16 protein-coding genes are annotated in these 17,246 nt (G+C 64.5%); 2 read left to right on the top strand and 14 right to left on the bottom strand.

The window, feature by feature from the left end; translation table 11 throughout:
• Nucleotides 1-32 precede the first annotated feature (32 nt).
• Both ACVOLQ_RS16370 and ACVOLQ_RS16365 read right to left on the bottom strand, forming a co-directional pair.
• Nucleotides 33-431: a type II toxin-antitoxin system VapC family toxin gene (locus ACVOLQ_RS16370; protein WP_055764992.1), complete on the bottom strand. Its 399-nt coding sequence runs from the start codon at nt 429-431 to the stop codon at nt 33-35.
• Nucleotides 428-661 (bottom strand): AbrB/MazE/SpoVT family DNA-binding domain-containing protein, encoded by a 234-nt coding sequence (locus ACVOLQ_RS16365; protein WP_273081821.1) that lies wholly within the window; start codon nt 659-661, stop codon nt 428-430. The genes ACVOLQ_RS16370 and ACVOLQ_RS16365 overlap by 4 nt, the downstream gene beginning before the upstream one ends.
• 566 nt (nt 662-1,227) lie before the next feature.
• Here ACVOLQ_RS16365 and acnA point away from each other — a divergent pair.
• Nucleotides 1,228-3,993: an aconitate hydratase AcnA gene (gene acnA / locus ACVOLQ_RS16360; protein ID WP_481528662.1), complete on the top strand. Its 2,766-nt coding sequence runs from the start codon at nt 1,228-1,230 to the stop codon at nt 3,991-3,993.
• A gap of 244 nt (nt 3,994-4,237) precedes the next feature.
• On the opposite strand, the gene ACVOLQ_RS16355 is transcribed toward acnA, so the two are convergent.
• A complete protein-coding gene (locus tag ACVOLQ_RS16355) occupies nt 4,238-4,600 on the bottom strand; it encodes a hypothetical protein (RefSeq protein WP_481528661.1) in 363 nt (120 codons plus the stop codon).
• 192 nt (nt 4,601-4,792) lie between these two features.
• Here ACVOLQ_RS16355 and ACVOLQ_RS16350 point away from each other — a divergent pair, with 192 nt between their 5' ends.
• Nucleotides 4,793-6,475, top strand: a complete 1,683-nt coding sequence (locus ACVOLQ_RS16350; protein ID WP_481528660.1) for a long-chain fatty acid--CoA ligase — start codon at nt 4,793-4,795, stop codon at nt 6,473-6,475.
• Between the two features lie 143 nt (nt 6,476-6,618).
• Here ACVOLQ_RS16350 and ACVOLQ_RS16345 read toward each other — a convergent pair whose 3' ends face one another.
• The 11 genes from ACVOLQ_RS16345 to ACVOLQ_RS16295 all read right to left on the bottom strand — a co-directional run bounded on the left by ACVOLQ_RS16345 (nt 6,619) and on the right by ACVOLQ_RS16295 (nt 16,995).
• Nucleotides 6,619-7,173 (bottom strand): single stranded DNA-binding domain-containing protein, encoded by a 555-nt coding sequence (locus tag ACVOLQ_RS16345; RefSeq protein ID WP_481528659.1) that lies wholly within the window; start codon nt 7,171-7,173, stop codon nt 6,619-6,621.
• A gap of 644 nt (nt 7,174-7,817) precedes the next feature.
• Nucleotides 7,818-9,341, bottom strand: a complete 1,524-nt coding sequence (locus ACVOLQ_RS16340; protein WP_481528658.1) for a calcineurin-like phosphoesterase C-terminal domain-containing protein — start codon at nt 9,339-9,341, stop codon at nt 7,818-7,820.
• A 240-nt stretch (nt 9,342-9,581) separates the two neighbouring features.
• Nucleotides 9,582-10,220, bottom strand: a complete 639-nt coding sequence (gene hisIE / locus ACVOLQ_RS16335; RefSeq protein ID WP_481528657.1) for a bifunctional phosphoribosyl-AMP cyclohydrolase/phosphoribosyl-ATP diphosphatase HisIE — start codon at nt 10,218-10,220, stop codon at nt 9,582-9,584.
• On the bottom strand, nt 10,210-10,986 hold the full coding sequence (gene hisF, locus ACVOLQ_RS16330) for an imidazole glycerol phosphate synthase subunit HisF (protein ID WP_481528656.1): 777 nt from the start codon (nt 10,984-10,986) through the stop codon (nt 10,210-10,212). The genes hisIE and hisF overlap by 11 nt, the downstream gene beginning before the upstream one ends.
• Nucleotides 10,980-11,714, bottom strand: coding sequence for a 1-(5-phosphoribosyl)-5-[(5-phosphoribosylamino)methylideneamino]imidazole-4-carboxamide isomerase (gene hisA, locus ACVOLQ_RS16325; RefSeq protein WP_481528655.1), 735 nt, complete (start codon nt 11,712-11,714; stop codon nt 10,980-10,982). The genes hisF and hisA overlap by 7 nt, the downstream gene beginning before the upstream one ends.
• A complete protein-coding gene (gene hisH / locus ACVOLQ_RS16320) occupies nt 11,711-12,310 on the bottom strand; it encodes an imidazole glycerol phosphate synthase subunit HisH (protein ID WP_481528654.1) in 600 nt (199 codons plus the stop codon). Before hisH ends, hisA begins: the two co-directional genes overlap by 4 nt.
• Nucleotides 12,307-13,380 carry a bifunctional histidinol-phosphatase/imidazoleglycerol-phosphate dehydratase HisB gene (gene hisB, locus ACVOLQ_RS16315; RefSeq protein WP_481528653.1) on the bottom strand — a complete coding sequence of 358 codons (1,074 nt, stop codon included), beginning with the start codon at nt 13,378-13,380 and terminating at the stop codon, nt 12,307-12,309. The genes hisH and hisB overlap by 4 nt, the downstream gene beginning before the upstream one ends.
• The gene (gene hisC, locus ACVOLQ_RS16310) at nt 13,377-14,459 is read right to left on the bottom strand and encodes a histidinol-phosphate transaminase (RefSeq protein WP_481528652.1); all 1,083 of its coding nucleotides are present in this window, start codon (nt 14,457-14,459) and stop codon (nt 13,377-13,379) included. The genes hisB and hisC overlap by 4 nt, the downstream gene beginning before the upstream one ends.
• Complete coding sequence (gene hisD, locus ACVOLQ_RS16305) at nt 14,456-15,751, bottom strand: histidinol dehydrogenase (protein WP_481528651.1); 1,296 nt, start codon at nt 15,749-15,751, stop codon at nt 14,456-14,458. Before hisD ends, hisC begins: the two co-directional genes overlap by 4 nt.
• Nucleotides 15,748-16,659 carry an ATP phosphoribosyltransferase gene (gene hisG / locus ACVOLQ_RS16300; protein ID WP_481528650.1) on the bottom strand — a complete coding sequence of 304 codons (912 nt, stop codon included), beginning with the start codon at nt 16,657-16,659 and terminating at the stop codon, nt 15,748-15,750. The genes hisD and hisG overlap by 4 nt, the downstream gene beginning before the upstream one ends.
• Before the next feature lie 9 nt (nt 16,660-16,668).
• Nucleotides 16,669-16,995, bottom strand: coding sequence for a YerC/YecD family TrpR-related protein (locus ACVOLQ_RS16295; protein WP_481528649.1), 327 nt, complete (start codon nt 16,993-16,995; stop codon nt 16,669-16,671).
• Nucleotides 16,996-17,246: the final 251 nt, after the last annotated feature.

Here is a 17,246-nt window from a genome sequence, read left to right as displayed (position 1 = left end):
CCGGGTGTAACGGTTAAAGAATGGATGGGCTCTCAGGCTTGCGGCACGATCAGCTTCAGGCCCTTGAAGTAGTCGCGATAAAACGTGTCGTTCCAGGTGATCAGGCCATCGCACTGCAGCAGTGCATGCGCACCCACCATGAAATCGTCGATGCGGCGGGTATCGCCGCTGCGCTGCCGGTGGCGGCGATGCATCTCGCCGGCACGCAACGCGGATTTGGCTTCCAGCGGATTGAAATGGACGCCCATTTCCTCCAGTGCCTCCTGCACCTCGGCGCCGCCGCGCAGCGAGGCGCAGATCTCGGCCAGGGTGGTGCCGCACACGACTACCCGCCCGCCGACCAGCGCCTGCCGCAGGCAGGCTTCCACCGCGTCGGCGCGGGGGCCATCGCTGAGCAGTTCGATCAGGACCGGGGAGTCGACCGCGATCATGCCGGGTCGGCCTCGTCACGAACGGTACGCACGGCCTGCTCGGCCGAATCGAAACCGTCCAGCGCGAACTTGCCGCGGGCACGGGAAATGGCGTCGTCCACGCTCTTGCGCAGGATGATGCGACTGCCGTCCAGCTCCACCTTGAGCTGGGTGCCCTTGGTCAGGCCCAGGGCGTCGCGCACGGCCTTGGGCAAGGTGATCTGCCCGCGTTCAGCTACGGTGGCTTCCATGGGACCTCCAATGAAGTATGTACGAATTATACATACTTTGAAGGGCATACCCCAGCCAAGCCCTATGCAGCGCTACGGTCGGCTGCGCTTCACCTGTAGAGCCGAGCCATGCTCGGCTGGGGCTTTCCCGGCAATGCCCGCCCTATAGAGCCGAGCCATGCTCGGCTGGGGCTCTACAAGGAAAGCCTCAGCCGAGCATGGCTCGGCTCTACGCCCCCTCCCTTTGGCGCAGCCAAGGGGAGGGCTGGGGAGGGGTGGCTTTTGACTGGCTGATGCAGTCGGGGCTTCGCGGCTTACGCCGCTCCTACAAAACCCGTTCGATTGGTCGGCTGACGCAATACCGGTACAGCCCCTGCCGAGCATGGCTCGGCACTACCTGTTGGCGGGCACCGTTACATGCGCGCAACAAGCCGTTGCCTAAACTGAGGCCTGCAACCATGCGCCCGACGGCGGATGCTTCGTCCATACTCGGACCAGTATTCACCTGACAGGGCCCATGGCTCTGGAAAGCCCGCGCAGCGCCCCGGCGCCATCGCAAGCCATCTGTACCAAGAGGAGTCAGCTGTATGAGCGATACATTCTCCACCCGTAGCCAACTGGAGGTTGGCGGCCAGCAGTACACCTACTGCAGCCTTCCCAAGCTCGGCCAGAAGTTCGACATCTCCCACCTTCCCTACTCGATGAAGATCCTGCTGGAGAACCTGCTCCGGCATGAGGACGGCGGCCAGACCGTCGGCCCGGAACACATCGAAGCCGTCGCCCGCTGGAACCCCAGGGCCGAGCCCGACACCGAAATCGCCTTCATGCCCGCGCGTGTGGTGCTGCAGGATTTCACCGGCGTGCCCTGCGTGGTCGACCTGGCCGCCATGCGCGACGCGGTCACCAAGCTTGGCGGCAAGGCCGAGCAGATCAACCCGCTGATTCCCTCCGAACTGGTCATCGACCACTCCGTGCAGGTCGACGTGTTCGGCCGCCCTGACGCGCTGGATCTCAACGGCAAGATCGAGTTCCAGCGCAACCAGGAGCGCTACAGCTTCCTGCGCTGGGGCCAGAAGGCCTTCGAGAACTTCAAGGTGGTGCCGCCGAACACCGGCATCGTCCACCAGGTGAACCTGGAAAACCTTGCCCGTGTGGTGATGGAACGGCAGATCGACGGCGCCAACTGGGCCTTCCCGGACACCGTGTTCGGCACGGACTCGCACACCACCATGATCAACGGCATCGGCGTGCTTGGCTGGGGTGTCGGCGGCATCGAGGCCGAAGCCGCGATGCTGGGCCAGCCCTCCTCCATGCTGATCCCGCAGGTGGTCGGCTTCAAGCTGACCGGCAAGCTGCCCGAAGGCACCACCGCCACCGACCTGGTGCTCACTGTCACCCAGATGCTGCGCAAGCTCGGCGTGGTGGGCAAGTTCGTCGAGTTCTACGGCGATGGCCTGCAACACCTGCCGCTGGCCGACCGCGCCACCATTGCCAACATGGCCCCGGAATACGGCGCCACCTGCGGCATTTTCCCGATCGATGCGGAGTCGCTGAACTACCTGCGCCTGTCCGGCCGCAGCGATGCGCAGATCGCCCTGGTCGAGGCCTATGCCAAGGCGCAGGGCCTGTGGCATGACGCCAACAGCGCGCATGCGCAGTACAGCGCCACGCTGGAACTGGATATGGGCGACGTCAAGCCGTCGATGGCCGGCCCCAAGCGCCCGCAGGACCGTGTACTGCTGCAGGACATGCACAGCAACTTCGCCGACGCCCTGACCACCCTCACCGCCAATCGCAAGCCCAAGGTGGGCTGCGCGGTGCAGGAGTTCGACGAGGAAGGCGGCGACCAGCCGCAGGCCAAGCGGCTGGCGGCCAAGCCCATTTCCAGGATCCGCATCAACGACGAGGACACCGAGCTGTCCGACGGCTCGGTGGTCATCGCCGCCATCACCTCCTGCACCAACACCTCCAACCCGGCGGTGATGCTGGGTGCCGGCCTGCTGGCGCGCAACGCGGCACGCATCGGCCTGAAGGCCAAGCCATGGGTGAAAACCTCGCTCGGCCCGGGTTCGCGCGTGGTCACCGACTATCTGGAAAAGGCCGGCGTGCTGGCCGATCTGGAAAAGCTGGGCTTCTTCGTGGTCGGTTATGGCTGCACCACCTGTATTGGCAACTCCGGCCCGCTGCCGGAAGCCGTGTCCGCCGGCATTGCCGAGAACGAACTGGTGGTGGCCTCGGTGCTGTCCGGCAACCGCAACTTTGAAGGCCGCGTGCACCCGGAAGTAAAGGCCAACTACCTGGCCTCGCCGCCACTGGTGGTGGCCTACGCCATTGCCGGTACCGTCAACATCGACCTGACCAAGGAGCCGATCGGCAAGGGCAGCGATGGCAAGGAGGTGTACCTGCGCGACATCTGGCCGAGCAACAAGGAGATCGGCGACATGATCGCCGCTACCGTTGGCCCGGAAATGTTCAAGCAGAACTACGCTGATGTGTTCAAGGGCGACACCCGCTGGGCGCAGATCGAGTCGCCGGAAGGCCAGGCCTACGAATGGAATGGCGATTCGACCTATATCAAGAACCCGCCCTACTTCGACGGCATGACCATGCAGGTCGGCAGCATCAGCGACGTGCATGGCGCGCGGGTGATGGGGCTGTTTGGTGACTCGATCACCACCGACCACATTTCCCCGGCCGGCAACATCAAGAAGGATTCGCCGGCAGGCCGCTTCCTGCAATCGCGTGGCGTGCAGCCGGCCGACTTCAACAGCTACGGCAGCCGCCGCGGCAACGACGATGTGATGGTGCGCGGCACCTTCGCCAACATCCGCATCAAGAACCTGATGTTTGGTGGCGAAGAAGGCGGCAACACGCTGTACTACGCGCCCGGCAGCCAGACCGGCGAGAAGCTGGCGATCTATGACGCGGCAATGAAGTACAAGGCCGATGGCGTGCCGTTGGTGGTGCTGGCAGGCAAGGAGTACGGCACTGGCTCATCGCGCGACTGGGCTGCAAAGGGCACCAACCTGCTGGGGGTCAAGGCGGTGATCGCCGAAAGCTTCGAGCGCATCCACCGCTCCAACCTGGTCGGCATGGGCGTGCTGCCGCTGCAGTTCCATGACGGCGAGAACGCACAGACGCTGGGCCTGGATGGCTCGGAGGTGTTTGATGTGACCGGGCTGGACGATGGCAAGGCAAAGACCGCCACGGTCACCGCGACCAAGGCAGATGGCAGCCAGAAGAGCTTCACCGCCAAGGTGTTGCTGCTGACGCCCAAGGAAGTGGAGTACTTCCGCAATGGTGGCCTGCTGCAGTATGTGTTGCGGCAGTTGGCGGCGAAGAAGGCGGCCTGATCTGCTGGGTTGATTGGTTTGTTGGAAGAACGCCCCTTTTGGGGCGTTCTTTTTTATTGACTCAGGTTTTGCAGCAAGAGCAAGAGCACCCCTCCCCAACCCTCCCCTTGGCTGCGCCAAAGGGAGGGGGCAGAGCTGTAGCCTGCTTGTCTCCCTCCCTTTGGCGCAGCCAAGGGGAGGGCTGGGGAGGGGTGCCTTGCGCTCTAAAGCTCCAAAGCCTTCAACCGGCTACCACGCCAGCAGCTCACCCTTCCCCACCCACCGGCCCCCAGTCCGCGCTATACACCTGCCACTCTCCATCCTGCTCGCACCAGCCAGTAACCACTTCCTGCATCTGCCCACGCTCGGGCAGCAGCCCCCGGTTGCCACCCGTCAGCAGCACGGTGAAGCGCACCGTTGCGGTACCGCCCTCGCCCATCTCCACCCGCAGCGGCCCGGTCTGCACGCCGACCTTGGCATTGAGCAGCAGCTGCCCCCGCAGCAGCCGCTCCATGCCGGCGCGATCCAGCCCCTGATTGCCGACGAAGTCCGCCGCAACCCCGTCCATGAAGCCGCCAGGCTTGCCCGTCTCCACGCTTTCCTGCATTGCAGCAAAAGTCTCGCGCAACCGTTGCTCCGGCGGCTCCCGCCCGCACGCTGCCAGCAAAAGCATGATCACCGCACAAAGCATGCAGTTGAAGACTGATCGCATCATCTATCCCTTCGCCTTTTCAATTCGGAACGGTATGCTGGCAACAATAACGCCGGTGCCCGATGATCGGGCCTGACCACTAGATCATTCCATTTCCTGGAGGGGAAGATGACGCAAGAACGTCCTTGGCTGCAGAGCTATCCGGCTGGTGTACCGGCTGAAATCGACGTCAACGAATTCCACTCCGTCGCCGATGTCTTCAATGCCTCGGTCGCCAAGTTCCGTGATCGCCCGGCCTACTCCAACTTCGGCAAGGTCCTGACCTATGGCGAAGCGGACGTCCTGGTCACCCAGTTCGCCGCCTACCTGCTGGGCGAACTGCAGCTGAAGAAGGGCGACCGCGTTGCGATCATGATGCCCAACTGCCTGCAGTACCCGATCGCCATCTTCGGCATTCTGCGCGCCGGCCTGACCGTGGTGAACGTCAACCCGCTGTATACCGCACGCGAACTCAAGCACCAGTTGGTCGATGCCGGCGTCTCCGTGCTGCTGGTGGTCGACAACTTCGGCGAGACCGTGCAACAGGTCATCGCCGATACGCCGGTCAAGCAGGTCATTACCACCGGCCTGGGCGACATGCTCGGCTTCCCCAAGGGCGCCATCGTCAACTTCGTACTGAAGTACGTGAAGAAGATGGTGCCGGATTACGACCTGCCCAAGGCGATCCGCTTCAAGGACGCGCTGAAGCTGGGCAAGCGCCACAGCATGCCGGTGGTCGAGGTGGACCATGAGGATATCGCCTTCCTGCAGTACACCGGCGGCACCACCGGCGTGGCCAAGGGCGCGATGCTGACCCACCGCAACCTGATCGCCAACATGCAGCAGGCCTCGGCCTGGATCAGCGCCTCGGGCGTCAAGCCGGGCGAGGAAGTCATCATCACCGCGCTGCCGCTGTACCACATCTTCGCATTGACGGCGAACGGCTTGGTCTTCATGAAGCTCGGCGGCCTGAACTACCTGATCACCAACCCGCGTGACATGAAGGGCTTCGTCAAGGAGCTGAAGAACAACCGTTTCACCGCCATCACCGGCGTCAATACCTTGTTCAACGGCCTGCTCAATACCGAAGGCTTCGACGAAGTCGACTTCTCCAACCTCAAGGTTGCGCTCGGCGGCGGCATGGCCGTGCAGCGCGCCGTGGCTGACAAATGGAAGAAGGTCACCGGCGTCACCCTGGTGGAAGCCTATGGCCTGACCGAGACCTCGCCGGCAGCCTGTATCAACCCGCTGGACCTGAAGGAATACAACGGTGCCATCGGCCTGCCGATCCCCTCCACCGACGCCTGCGTCAAGAACGACGACGGCCAGATGGTGGCACTGGGCGAAGTGGGCGAACTGTGCATCCGCGGCCCGCAGGTGATGAAGGGCTACTGGCATCGCCAGGACGAGACCGACAAGGTCATGGACGCCGATGGCTGGTTGCATACCGGCGACATGGCGCGCATGGACGAGAACGGTTTCTTCTATATCGTCGACCGCAAGAAGGACATGATTCTGGTGTCCGGCTTCAACGTCTACCCGAATGAAATCGAGGACGTGCTGGCGATGATGCCGGGCATCCTGGAAGTGGCAGCCGTGGGCGCGCCCAACGAGAAGTCGGGCGAGGTGGTGAAGGTGGTCATCGTCAAGAAGGACCCCAACCTCACCGAGGAGCAGGTGAAGGAATTCGCCCGCGCCAACCTGACCGGCTACAAGCACCCGCGCATCGTCGAGTTCCGCAAGGAACTGCCCAAGACCAACGTCGGCAAGATCCTGCGCCGCGAGCTGCGTGACGCCAAGCCGGAAGCCTGATGCTTCCGGCGTGATCGCTGAAAGCCTCCCCGGAAACGGGGAGGCTTTTTTGTGCCTATGCTCTGAGCGGGGGCGAACGCTGATCGCCCCCTGCAACGCCATGCTTTTCAGCGACGGCCGACATCCGCTGCCAACAAGGTGCTTTAAAGGCGCATACCTTCGCGGGACTCCTCGTCACCAGTGCCAGCAGCGGGGACAGGCACGATTGCCACAGCGCGCTCATCAGACCCGACAAGCGTCAACGACATCGCAGCGATCGTGGTAACCGTCCCGCCCGCGTCGCCGCGCGAAATCCGATGACCGGTACTGCGCGGTTGATCAACCACCTGCTGCTGAGGCAGCTCCACCACGGTGCCGCGTACCGCTACCCGATCACCGGTGCGAAGCCGCGATCCCATGCGCATGGTGAACTCGGTCTCGGCAGGCAAGTTGATCGAGGTGTCGTAGCCTTGATCCAGCACGAACACGCCATCGGAAGTGGCCGGGTTGCCGTCACCCTCGTCCTGCAGGAACCAACCGATCGTGGCTGCGCCACGATCGCCCTCCCCCATGGTTTCCTTGAGCTCCTGGCCGATGTCGTCGCTGTCACCCATCAGATTGCGCACCACGATGCCTTCGACCAGCACCTCACCGCCAAGCAGCGGGCTGCTCGCCCCCTGCCCTTGCACCTGCCCGATCAGCTTGCGCGCGGGATCCATTGGCTCTACATGGAATTGGCTGCCAGGCAGCGGAAAGCCACAACTGCTCGAAGCCAATGCCATGCCAAGAATCGTGGGTTTGACTGCAGCTGTCTTCCAACGCATGACGTCATGCACCCTGCTTTGTTGTAGGAGCGGCGTCAGCCGCGAAGCTCGTAGATTGTCAGATTACAAAATAACTGATCCAGACGCTTCCCCGGCTTCGCGGCTGACGCCGCTCCCACAACCACCAGCCAGCCATCCGGCGAACTGCTACCGCTTGTGGGAGCGGTGTGAACCGCGAAGCTCGTAGATTCGCAGATTACAAAATGCCTGATTCAGACACTTCCCCGGCTTCGCGGCTGACGCCGCTCCCACAAACACCAGCCGGCCCGCTATCCAGCGAACTGCTACCGTTTGTGGGAGCGGTGTGAATCGCGAAGCTCGTAGATTCTCAGATTACAAAATACCTGATCCAGACACTTCTCCGGCTTCGCGGCTGACGCCGCTCCTACAGACACCAGCCGGCCCGCTATCCAGCGAACTGCTACCGCTTGTGGGAGCGGTGTGAACCGCGAAGCTCGTAGATGGTCAGGTTGCGGACTCCTGAGCCGCGAAGCATCCCCTGCTTCGCGGCTGACACCGCTCCTACAACAGCCCTGCTGTCAGGGCTGGGCAGTCTGCAGCCGGTAGGTGGTTTGGCTCCGGTACTCCGTGCCATTCAATGTAGTGCGCACTTCCACCGCATGCTCACCCTCGCTTAGCTTCGTCGGCAATGCCGCGCGCCACAAATGACTGGACGGCACAGCTTCCGGCGAGCGGTCGTAGCCACGCAGCTCTTTGGCAAGATCGTCGGCGATGTTCTCCACCAACAACCGGGGATCGGCCTGCTTGACCTGTTTCATCGGCTGCCAGTCGCCGCCATCGACCCGGAACTCCACCGGCAGACCTTCGTAGCCCATGAACACATTGGCGTAGATGCCCCACGCCGGATAGGCGCCCTGACGCAGCACCTTGGGGGCATGCAAGGCAATCTGCTGATCCGCCGGCGCGCGGGCAACGCGGTACTCCACGCTGTACTGGCCTTGCGGACGAATGTTGAGCAAACCATAGCCGTTCGGGGTGCCGTCGGCCATGGTGGTATCAGGAATGCCCTGCGCATCCTTCACCCCCGACCAGAACGCACCGCAGGCCGCGCCGACGTTGTACTCGTGCAGCGGCTTGGTGCCATTCCAGCCATCGCCAGCGGCCCAGAACTTCTGGCTCTGGTTATGGGTGTGGCCGCTGACGATCAAGGGGTGCGGTACCTGCTCGAGCAGCTTGAACAGGCGGGCACGATCTTCAACGCGGTAAACATGGTCAAACAAGGGAATGTGGAAGCCCAGCACCACCAGCTTGTTCTTCGGAATGGTCGGCAGGTAAGCCTCAAGGAAGGCGAACTGATCCTCGCGCAGGCCGCCGACATAGGCCGGCTTCTGCCCCGGCTGGGCAATGATGTCGTCCAGGCCGATGAACACCATCGATGCTTCTTCCCAGGCGTAGGTATCCGGGCCAAGCTGGCGGTGGAAGCTGGCCAGCGAATCGGCGTCGCTGCTGGCGCCCAGGTCCATGTCGTGGTTACCGGGCACATGCAGCCACGGCACGCCCAGCGAGGTGACCGCCTTGGTCAGCGCCGGGTAGAGACTGGGGTCGTCATTGGTGATGTCACCCAGGGTCATGCCCAGGCGTGCCTGGTGCTTGCCACGCAGCGGCTCGATGATGTCGCGCTCGAAGTAGCTCACGTCCAGTGCGCTGCTGGTCTGGCTGTCGGCCACCAGCAAGGCCTGGAAGCTGCTGGGGGCATGCTTCTCGGGCTGTAGCGCAAACGCGCGGCACTGGGCATCACCCTCGCCCGCCTGCGGGCGCCAGATATCGGGCAGGCCGTCGCTGCGCTTGGCCGCGCTGTAGCCGGCCGGCTTGATGATGAAGATGTTTGGCTGGCTGGAGCCCGGCAGCTGGTAGCGGCCATCCTTGCCGGTGCTGACAATGTGCTCGCCGTCGGAGACACGGATGCCGGACAAGGGCTTTTCGCCAGCGTCCTGCCGGCCATTGCCATTGCTGTCGAGAAATACCGCGCCGTCGACGCAGGAGGCGCTGGCTGCAAATGGCACACAAGCCAGCAGCAGAGCGGTCAGCAGGGATGGGCGCATGGTGTCCTCGGCGGCGAAAGGCAGGTTGCCATTATCGCCCCGGGATGCTGCAGTGGGGTTGCGCCAGCTGGCGAGCCGAGCTTGGCAGGAATCACGCTCTTCGGCCACGGTAGCCCGGCACCTGTAGAGCCGAGCCATGCTCGGCTGGGCGTTACCGGTAGAGCCCCGGCCCAGCATGGCTCGGCACTACGGGGAATTCTGGGAAAGCCGCTGCCGAGCATGGCTCGGCACTACAGTTGCTCAGCTTGCTGCCTTTTCTGCGGCCTTGGCGTGGCGCTCTTCGAGCACGGCGGTGGCGTCGTCCAGCGACAGGCCGCGTGCGCGCAACAGCACGATCAGGTGGAACAGCAGGTCAGCCGATTCGCCCAGCAGCTCGTCGTCACGCTGCACCACGCCGGCCAGCGCGGTTTCCACGCCCTCCTCGCCCACCTTCTGCGCGATATGCCGCGCGCCCTTCTCGAACAGCTTGGTCGTATAACTGTTGAGCGGGCGGTCGTGCTCGCGCTGCTTGATCAAGGCATTCAACGCGCCGAGGAAGTTGCCGGGTGCGGCGCTGAAGCAGCTGGTCTCGCCGGTATGGCAGGTGGGGCCATGCGGGCGCACGGTCACCAGCAAGGTGTCGTTGTCGCAGTCGCTGCGGATGTCGACCAGATCCAGGTGGTTGCCGGAGGTCTCGCCCTTCATCCACAGGCGCTTCTTGCTGCGGCTGAAGAAGGTGACCTTGCCGCTGCTGCGGGTCGTTTCCAGCGCCTGCCGGTCCATATAGCCCAGCATCAGCACGCGCAACGTGGCTTCGTCCTGGATGATGACCGGGATCATGCCGTTGACCTTTTCCCAGTCCAATGCGGCCGGATCAACCGGCTTGAATTCAGTAGACATCCCTAACCTCGATCTGTTGTTCGCGCAGGAACTGCTTCAGTTCCGGAATGGCAATGGCGCCGGAGTGGAACACACTGGCGGCCAAAGCCCCGTCAACGTCAGCCTGTTCAAACACATCGGCGAAATGCTGCGGCGTACCCGCGCCGCCAGAGGCGATCAGCGGAACCGTGCACAACGCCCGGGCCTGGCGCAACTGGGCAATATCGTACCCCTTGCGCACGCCATCGCTGTCCATGCAGTTCAGCACTATTTCACCTGCCGCGTGGGCTTGGACTTCACGCACCCAGTCCAGGGTAAGTCTCGCTTCGGCGCGAGTCTTGCTGGGGTCGCCGGTGTAGGAGCGCACCCGCCATTGCCCGTCAGGCTCGCGGATGGAGTCGATGCCGACCACCACGCACTGTTGGCCGAACGCTTCGGCCAACTCGGCAATCAGCTGTGGGCGCTCCAAGGCCGGGGTGTTGATGGAAATCTTGTCAGCACCGGAATGCAGCACCGCACGCGCAGTCTCCACATCACGAATACCGCCCGCCACGCAGAACGGGATATCGATCAGCCGCGCCACGCGCTCGATCCAGGCGCGGTCCACCGAGCGTCCTTCCGGGCTGGCGGAGATGTCATAGAACACCAGCTCGTCGGCGCCCTGGTCGCGGTAGCGCAGCGCCAGCTCGGTGATATCGCCCATGTCGATGTGGTCGCGGAACTTGACGCCCTTGACCACCCGGCCTTCGCGCACGTCCAGGCAGGGAATGATGCGGCGGCTCAGCATGACAAGGCCTCGTCCAGTTGCAGGCGCCCTTCCAGCAGCGCCTTGCCCAGCACCGCGCCGCCACAGCCGGCAGCCTTGGCCGCGCGGATGTCGTCGGCATCACGCACGCCGCCCGAAGCCTGCACGGCAACGCCGGGCAGCAGCTTGGCCAGGTGTGCGTACAGTTCGATATTGGGGCCTGAGAGCATGCCGTCGCGGGAGATATCGGTGCACAGCAGATGCTTCATGCCAGCCTGCGCGTAGCGCTGGGCCAGCTCATCCAGGGTCACGTCAGCGGTTTCGGTCCAGCCGTGCACCGGCAGGCGCCACACACCGTCCTCGCCCTGACGCGTATCCAGCGCGATGGTCAGCTGCTCGGGGCCAAACTCGGCCAGCCACTCCAGCACCTGCTCGGGCTGGCGCACCGCCAGCGAGCCAATCACCACGCGGCTGGCGCCGGCCTCCAGGATGCGGGCGACATCGTCGCGGCCACGCACACCGCCGCCGGTTTGCACCTTCAAGCCAGTCGTCGCGGCAATCTGCTGCAGCAAGGGCGCCAGCGTGTAACCACCGGCCTTGGCCGCATCCAGATCGACCAGGTGCATCCAACGGGCACCGGTGTTGGCAAACACCTGCGCGCGCGGCAAGGCATCGTCGCCGTAGGTGGTCTGCTTGGCGTAGTCGCCCTGCAGCAGGCGCACGACGCGGCCATCACGGATATCCAGCGCGGGGTAGACAGTGAAACTCATGCGGCAATCTCAAGAAAGTTCTGCAGGATGCGTGCGCCCGGCCCAGCCGAACGTTCGGGATGGAACTGCGCGCCACACAAGCGGCCACGCTGTACCACCGCGGTGAACAGCCCGCCGTGATGGCAGGCGGCCACCGTGTCCGAGGTCACCGGTGCGGCGTAGCTGTGCACGAAATAGGCGCTGGAACCCAACGGCACGCCCTCAAGCAAGGGCGACTCGCGCAGCGCCAACAGCTTGTTCCAACCCATATGCGGCACGCGCACGCCGACGCCGGGGTGCAGGCGACGGACAATACCGGGCAGCAGGCCCAGGCATTCCACATCGCCCTCTTCCGAGCGCTCGAACAGCAACTGCATGCCCAGGCAGATCCCCATCAAGGGAACCTGCAGTTCACGCAGCGGCTGCACCAGACCCTGCGCGTGCAGGCGCTTCATGCCTTCGGCAGCAGCGCCGACGCCGGGCAGGATCACCCGCTCCAGCCCAGCCAGGTCGGCCGGCGCGCGCACCATCTGCACGTCTACCTGCAAGCGCTCCAGCGCATAGCGCACCGAGCCCAGGTTGGCGCCGCCGGCATCAACCAGCCCTACCCTGCTCACAAGGCCCCCTTGGTCGAAGGCAGCTCGGTGCCTTCCTTGCGGATGGCCTGGCGCAGGGCGCGGGCCAGCGCCTTGAAGCAGGCTTCCACCTTGTGATGGTCGTTGTCGCCTTCCACCTTGAGGTTGAGGTTCAGCCCGCTGGCATCGCAAAGCGAGCGGAAGAAATGCGACACCAGCTCGGTCGGCATATCGCCAACGCGCTCACGCTTGAACTCGCCGTCGAACACGAAGTACGGGCGGCCGCTGAAATCCAGCGCGGCGCTGGCCAGGGTTTCATCCATCGGCAAGGTAAAGCCATAACGGCCGATGCCGCGCTTGTCACCCAGCGCTTCACGCAGCGCCTGGCCCAGCGCAAGGCCAGTGTCCTCGATGGTGTGGTGCTCATCGATGTGCAGGTCGCCCTTGGCTTCCACTTCCAGCGCAAAACCGCCGTGGCGGCCGATCTGGTCCAGCATGTGGTCGAAGAACGGCAGGCCGGTGTTGATCTTCGAGCTGGCCACCTTGTCCAGATCGACGAACACGCGGATCTGGGTTTCCTTGGTGTCGCGCTGCACGGTGGCGCGGCGCGGTGCGTCGGCCAGCTCGTGGGCGATGGCATCCCAATCCCACTCGCCGCCGAACTGTTCGGTGCGCAGCTGGAAACCACGGATCTTCATGTTGTCGGCAAACTGAATATCGGTGGGGCGGTCACCGACCATGCCCGAGCGCGCCCAATCGATGTTGCGGTCCTGCAAATAGCTCACCATCATGCCGATGCCCGGCTTGCGGTTGGGGCTGTTGTCCTGCGGCCAGCTGGGGTCGATCAGCACGTCGCGGAACGTAATGCCCTGGCTGGCGAAGATCTGCAGCATCAAGTCATTGGGGCCGTCGAAACTGGCCTGCGGATAGCCTTCCGTGCCCAGGCCGTCCTGGTTGGAGACGATGACGAACTGGTAGCCCGCATCGCGCAGCTTGAGCATGGCCGGGATCACGTTCTTGACGAAGCGGATCTTCTCGTAGGCATCGATCTGGAAATCGGCCGGCTCCTCGATCAGGGTGCCATCGCGATCGACGAACAGAATGGGGGTCATGCGGCAAGCTCCAGCGTGGCAAGTGCGTCCAGGACGCGGTCGTTCTGTTCAGGGGTGCCCAGGGTGATGCGCAGGGCGTCGTGCAATTGCGGCGCGCCGCGCTGGTCGCGCACCACCACGCCGGCCTTCAGCAAGACCTGGAAGGCTGCCTCGGCGTCGTTGAAACGGACCAGCAGGAAGTTCGCATCCGAGCCGTAAACCTGGCCTACACAGCGCTGCAGCGACAAGGCGATACGCAACCGGTTGCGCTCGCTGCGCACCATCGCGATGCGGGCGCGGGTCTGCGCCAGCGCGGCATCCTCCAGGCCGGCAAGAGCAAGTGCGGAACACGGCGTGGGGATCGGGTACGGCGCCTGGCAGCGGCGCAGAACCGCGATCAAGGCGGCATCGGCAATCACGCACCCTATGCGCGCAGCGGCCAGCGCATGTGCCTTGGACAGCGTCCGCAACACCGCGATGTTGTCAAAGCGTTCCATCAGGCTGGTAGCGGACGGCTCATCGGCAAACTCGGCATAAGCCTCATCCACCACCACCAGCGCCTGCCCGCGCAGCGCTTCGGCCACGGTCTGCACCTGCTGCAGCGGAATGCTCAGGCCGCCCGGATTCGACGGCGAGCACAGGAAAACCAGCTTGGCCTTGCCCTGTTTTGCGGTGGCGATGATGGCGTCGATATCGGCCACCAGCCCGGCCTCGGTGTCCAGCAAGGGCACTTCCAGCGCCGGCGCATTCTGCAAGCGCGCACTGACCGCATACATGCCAAATACCGGCGGCGTGTACAGCACCGCGTCGCGGCCCGGCACGCACAGGGCGCGCACCAGCAGGTCGATGGCTTCATCGCTGCCGCGGCCGATCAACAGCTGCTCGGGCTGGCAGGCGTACAGGCCGGCCAAACGCTCACGCAATGCCTGCGGCTGCGGATCCGGATAACGCCGGCAACTGGCGGCCGGGTCGCCGGGGTTAGCCCAGGCCGATTCATTGGCATTGAGCCAGATCTCGCCCTGCAGCTTGGCACTGCGTGCCGACGAGTAGCCACCGAAGTCACGCAGGTCATCGCGGACCAGGTCCAACACGGTGCTCACGGCGCAACCCCCAGTCGCAGCGCGACGGCATTGGCGTGGGCGCCCAGGCCTTCGGCGCGGGCAAGGGTCAAGGCACAGGGGCCGATACCGGCAATGCCCTCGCGACTTGCGGCCTGCACGCTGATCTGGTTCTGGTAGCTGGCCACGCTGACGCCGCTATAGGCGCGCGCGGCACCCGCGGTGGGCAGCACGTGGTTGGTGCCTGAGCAGTAATCGCCCAGCGCTTCGGGCGTGTAGTCGCCGAGGAAAACCGAACCTGCCGCTTCCACCTTGTCCAGCCACTGGCGTGGCTCACGCAACGCGAGGATCAGGTGCTCGGGCGCATAACGGTTGGAAATCTCGAAGGCTTGGGCAATCGACGCGACCTTGACCAGCAAGGAGCTGCCCAGCGCCTGCCGTGCGATGGCCTCGCGGGCGAGCTGGGCAACCTGGGCCTCCACTTCGTCCTGCACGGCGGCAATCATCGCCGCGTCGTCGCAGAGCAGCAGCACCTGCGAATCCGGGCCATGCTCGGCCTGCGACAGCAGGTCGGCGGCGACGAATGCCGGGTTGGCACCGGCATCGGCAATCACCAGCACTTCCGAGGGGCCCGCCGGCATGTCGATGGCGGCGGCGCCGGCCTGTGCAACCTGCTGTTTGGCTTCGGTCACAAAGCTGTTGCCCGGCCCGAACAGCTTGTCGCAGGAAGGAACGGTCTCGGTGCCGTAGGCCATGGCGGCAATCGCCTGTGCACCGCCAATCTTGAACACACGGTGCACACCGGTCAGGCGTGCGGCCACCAGAACGGCCGGATCGGCGCTGCCGTCCTTGCGCGGCGGCGTGCACAGCACCACTTCGCGGCACCCCGCCAGCTTGGCCGGCACGCCCAGCATCAGCGCCGTCGACGGCAGCGGTGCGCTGCCTGCCGGCACATACAGGCCAACCCGCGCGATCGGGCGGATGACCTTTTCACAGACCACGCCGGGCGCGGTTTCAACACTGTAAGGCTGGGCCATACCGGCGCGGTGAAAGCGATCGATGCGATCGGCCGCCTGCTGCATGGCGATACGCAGCTCGGCCGGTACCGCCAGTTCAGCCGCTGCGAACTCGGCTTCGCTGACTTCAAACCGTTCCGGCGCGACACCGTCGAAACGCGCGGTGATCTCGCGCAACGCCGCGTCACCGCGGCTGCGTACCTGCTCGATCAGTTCGGCAACCGAAGCGCGCGTCTGCGCGGCAACGGTCTGCACCGGACGGGTCAGGGCGCGCGCTTGGGCATCGGCGTCCAACGCATTCCAATCGAGGATGTTCATACCAGCGACTTCTCCACCGCCAATACCATCAAGCCCTGGGCGCCGGCGCGTTCCAGTTCTTCCAACCGTTGCCAGCTGAGTGCGCCGCTACACATGGTCTGCAGGCGCACGGCATCGCCCTGCCCCGGCAGCCGCAGCAACGGCTCGGCGTCGGGCAGCAGGCGGGCCAGCTCGTCCACCCGATCTTCGGCAGCGGAGAACATCAGCAGCTTCTGGTCCTGCACCTTGCTCAGGCCATCCAGACGACGCAGCAGCATCGCCATCAGGCCGGCGCGGGCGTCGTCCAGCTCGTGTGCCGGCCCGGCCAGTACCGCCTCACTCTCCAGCAACGTCTCCACCGGCTTGAGCTGGTTGGCCGCCAGAGTCGCACCGCTGGAAACCAGATCGCAGATCAGTTCGGCGGTACCCAGCTTCGGCGCGATTTCCACCGACCCGGACAGCTCCACCACCTGCGCATCCACGCCTTTTTCTTTCAGCCAAGCGGCCAGGATGGCCGGGTAGCTGGTGGCGATGCGCTTGCCCTGCAGCATCTGCACGCCCTGCCAATCCCAGTCTTCCGGCACGGCGATCATCAACCGGCAGGAGCCAAAGCCCAGGCCACGCAGCGGCTGGTAGGCATCGGGCAAGCCGATCTGGCGGCGCGCCTTGGCCTGCTCGTCCAGTTCGTTCAGGCCCACCACACCGAGGTCGCAGACACCGTCGGCAATCAGCCCGGGGATGTCGTCGTCGCGTACCAGCAGCAGATCCACCGGCAGCGATTCGCCGAAGCAGAACAACTTGTCGCGGCTCTGCCGCCAGCTCAGGCCACAGGCCGCCAGCAGGCTGCGCGCGGGATCGGCCAGGCGGCCGCTCTTCTGGATGGCGATACGCAACCGGTCACGTGCCGGGGCGGTGGTTGAAGCACTCATGGGTTTATCTCAGTTGGATTCGGACTTGCGCGCGGCGAGGCGGTCGATGGCGGCGGCATAGCCACCGGTACCATGATCGAGCGAGCGCGCGACCCGGCCGATGGTGGTGACGCTCACCCCGGTCAAGTCGTAGATCTCACGGTAAGGAACGCCCTTGCGCAGCAAGGGCACCACCCGCCAGCGGTCGGCCATGGCTTCCAGCTCGGCGGGCGTGCACAGGTCGCGCAGGAAGGCCTGCGCCTCCTGCGGCTTGTCGAGGGCGGCAAAGGCACGCGCCAGCGCTTTCAGCGCAGCATCGGCGGCCTTGTCTCGTTCGGTTTCCTGACGTGTTTTCATTTGTATCAATGTAATAGCGTGCTAATACATTAGTGCGAAGCGAGCCATGAGTCAAACCTGCGGTCTGTAGAGCCGAGCCATGCTCGGCTGAAGCGTTACCGGGCAGGCCCTAGCCGAGCATGGCTCGGCTCTACAGCGGGGCAAGTTCCATTGATACTGTCGAAACGCGAAACCCTCCCCGGCCCACACCATCGCAGCGCGGAACGGGGGGAGCCGTAGTGTGCGGCCCTCAACAGGGCTGGGCTTTAAAG

The sequence above is a fragment of the Stenotrophomonas sp. STEN031 genome, from assembly GCF_056759975.1.
The sequence above is the reverse complement of the archived record's forward strand: the minus strand, read 5'-3'. Positions and strand labels throughout refer to the sequence as shown.

Excerpts from the sequence above, each read along its gene's own strand:
- hisA (WP_481528655.1), bottom strand. The coding sequence starts at position 11,714 with ATGAGTTTCACTGTCTACCCCGCGCTGGATATCCGTGATGGCCGCGTC.
- hisD (WP_481528651.1), bottom strand. The coding sequence starts at position 15,751 with ATGAACATCCTCGATTGGAATGCGTTGGACGCCGATGCCCAAGCGCGC.
- acnA (WP_481528662.1), top strand. The coding sequence starts at position 1,228 with ATGAGCGATACATTCTCCACCCGTAGCCAACTGGAGGTTGGCGGCCAG.
- ACVOLQ_RS16295 (WP_481528649.1), bottom strand. The coding sequence starts at position 16,995 with ATGAAAACACGTCAGGAAACCGAACGAGACAAGGCCGCCGATGCTGCG.
- ACVOLQ_RS16370 (WP_055764992.1), bottom strand. The coding sequence starts at position 431 with ATGATCGCGGTCGACTCCCCGGTCCTGATCGAACTGCTCAGCGATGGC.
- hisB (WP_481528653.1), bottom strand. The coding sequence starts at position 13,380 with ATGACCCCCATTCTGTTCGTCGATCGCGATGGCACCCTGATCGAGGAG.
- hisF (WP_481528656.1), bottom strand. The coding sequence starts at position 10,986 with ATGCTGAGCCGCCGCATCATTCCCTGCCTGGACGTGCGCGAAGGCCGG.
- hisG (WP_481528650.1), bottom strand. The coding sequence starts at position 16,659 with ATGAGTGCTTCAACCACCGCCCCGGCACGTGACCGGTTGCGTATCGCC.
- ACVOLQ_RS16350 (WP_481528660.1), top strand. The coding sequence starts at position 4,793 with ATGACGCAAGAACGTCCTTGGCTGCAGAGCTATCCGGCTGGTGTACCG.
- hisIE (WP_481528657.1), bottom strand. The coding sequence starts at position 10,220 with ATGTCTACTGAATTCAAGCCGGTTGATCCGGCCGCATTGGACTGGGAA.
- ACVOLQ_RS16340 (WP_481528658.1), bottom strand. The coding sequence starts at position 9,341 with ATGCGCCCATCCCTGCTGACCGCTCTGCTGCTGGCTTGTGTGCCATTT.
- ACVOLQ_RS16365 (WP_273081821.1), bottom strand. The coding sequence starts at position 661 with ATGGAAGCCACCGTAGCTGAACGCGGGCAGATCACCTTGCCCAAGGCC.
- ACVOLQ_RS16345 (WP_481528659.1), bottom strand. The coding sequence starts at position 7,173 with ATGGATCCCGCGCGCAAGCTGATCGGGCAGGTGCAAGGGCAGGGGGCG.